3 protein-coding genes are annotated in these 2088 nt (G+C 68.7%); all 3 read right to left on the bottom strand.

The features are described from left to right. Nucleotides 1-94: 94 nt before the first annotated feature. Nucleotides 95-406, bottom strand: coding sequence for a hypothetical protein (locus tag VLF38_RS02545; RefSeq protein ID WP_325269724.1), 312 nt, complete (start codon nt 404-406; stop codon nt 95-97). Further along, nucleotides 403-1635 carry a tyrosine-type recombinase/integrase gene (locus VLF38_RS02540; protein WP_325269723.1) on the bottom strand — a complete coding sequence of 411 codons (1233 nt, stop codon included), beginning with the start codon at nt 1633-1635 and terminating at the stop codon, nt 403-405. Before VLF38_RS02540 ends, VLF38_RS02545 begins: the two co-directional genes overlap by 4 nt. Then, on the bottom strand, nt 1635-2088 hold a 454-nt coding region (locus tag VLF38_RS02535; protein WP_325269722.1), incomplete at its 5' end, for a hypothetical protein. The genes VLF38_RS02540 and VLF38_RS02535, both read right to left, overlap by 1 nt.

Raw genomic sequence — 2088 nt, 5'->3', positions numbered from 1 at the left:
CGTTTGTGCAGGTCAGAGCCCAGTTCGGGCGCTGGCAGCGTGTGGCCGTGGGTGCCGGTTGCTACGGATTTGCTAACGATCGGTTCGAACAAGCTCACGACCCTTCCTCCTCCTCCTCCTCCTCCTCCTCGCCCTCCAGGCCCGCGACGATGTGGCTGAAGCGGTTGAGCTCCGCGTACTCCGCGGCGACGCTCTCGATGCTCGAGCCCCGCTCCTTGGCTAGTTGCTGGAGGAAGGTCGCAGCGTGGCCGGCGAGGCAGACCAGAGCGTGGTGCCCGGCTCCGGTCGCAGCGAGGTCCTCGAGCGCGCCAGCCGTGTCCGCGATGGGCACCTCGCCACCTGCCATGGCGCGGACGATCTCGAACGTTGCGGCGTCGACAGCGAAGACGTCGATCGGCTCGGTCACGCGCCCCACACCGCCTTCGAGAACACGTCGACGGCGCTCGTGTCGTCGTCCGGGATCACGTCGGCGTACACGTTCAAGGTGACGGACGGATCCTTGTGCCCGAGGCGCTTCGCGACGATGTGCACCGGCACGCCATCGCGCAGCAGCAGCGTCGCGTGCGTGTGCCGCAGCTCGTGAACGACCAGGCGAGGGAGCGCCGGCTCGCCGCCCTCCGCGAGGGCCGCGGAGACGGCCGCCTGGAGCTTCCCGAAGGCCCGCGTGACGTAGTCCGGCAGCACCGCCCGACCGTCCTCCCACGTGAACAGCAGACCCTCGGCGTCCACGTACGCCGGACCAGCGGCAAGCCGCTCCTGGGCCTGCCGCAGCTTCCACGCCTTCAGTGAGGCCACGAGGTGCGGGTCGATCGCGACCTTGCGACGCTCGTGGTTCTTCGGCGACGTCGCCACCCGCTCCTTGCCGAGCTGCGTGACCGACCGCTCGACCGAGACCAGCCCACCCTCGAGGTCGACGTCATCCCACCTGAGCGCCATCAGCTCGCCGCGACGCATCCCCGTCCCGGCCGCGAGCTCCCACAGAGGCGCCCAGCGGTCCTCAGCCGCTCGTGCGAGGAACACCTTCAGCTGCTCGCCCGTCCAGGTCGTGTGCTGCGGCTTGCCATCGCGCTTCGCCATCTTCGACCCAACCACGGGATTGACCTGGACGATCCGCTCGACGACGGCGTCCTCCATGGCCTTACGGAGCACTGCCCGCGCGAACTCCACCGTGCGGCGCGACAGCGGCTTGCCGTTCTTCCCGCCCGCAGCCTGCATCTGGCGCCAGACGCCGGAGAGGAGGCTGGGGGAGAGAGCCTGGACCTTCTCGTGGCCGATCGTGGGCTTCAGGTAGAGCTCGATCTTGTCGCGGTAGGTCTTCGCGGTCGACGGCTTCAGCTCGACCTCGTGGGCCGTCATCCACTGGTCGAGCCAGGCCGAGACGGTGAGGTCCTTCGGGGTGACGTACGTGCCCTGGTGGACGGCGTTGCGGGCCTCGTCGCGCAGAGCCTTGGTCGCGGCGCGGGTCGCTGCGCCCTTGACCCACCGCTGGCGGCTGGTGCGGACGATCTGGTTGCCGGCGGCGTCGAGCTTCGGCTTGCCCTGGCGGTCGACGGCAGGGAAGCGGCCGCGCTCGGTGACGACGTAGTAGTAGAGGGACCCGCGCTTGATGATCCCGTCGCGCATCTTCTCGGCCATCAGTTCGACTCCCTTTCGCCGATCTCGTCTGGAATCAGACCCCGCTCGCGGCACATGTCCAGCCACCTGTAGGCCGTCGTTCGGCCGATGGGGACCGCGCGCGCTGCCCGCGTAATCGCGCCGTGCGGAACCTTCTGTGTCTCAGCGACGTAGCGACGAGCGAAGTCACGCAGCGTCTCGTCCGTTGGAGTCCGGCCCCGCTGAGCCCGTGGCACCGCTCCGCTGACTTCAGGGGAGGAGTCGAGGAACGACCGCATGCCGAGCCACCACTCCTGCACGTCTTGGTGGTACTTGAACTTGACCCCGACGAGATCGGGACCGTCTGCTCTCCAGCGGCCCAGGAAGGCGCGGAGGATCTCCTTGAGCTTCGGCTCTCGCAGGTGGTCAGCGGTGACCTCCAAACCGTTGTCGATCCGGATGCCGACGATGCAGGGCCGCCCCCTCTGCATGCCC

It is taken from the genome of Nocardioides sp. (genome assembly GCF_035481145.1).
GTDB lineage: Bacteria > Actinomycetota > Actinomycetes > Propionibacteriales > Nocardioidaceae > Nocardioides.
Note: the sequence above shows the minus strand (reverse complement) of the source record. Positions and strands in the feature narration are given on the sequence as shown.

Bases quoted from the DNA above. Each gene is read 5' to 3' on its own strand.
- VLF38_RS02540 (WP_325269723.1), bottom strand. From the start codon at position 1,635: ATGGCCGAGAAGATGCGCGACGGGATCATCAAGCGCGGGTCCCTCTAC.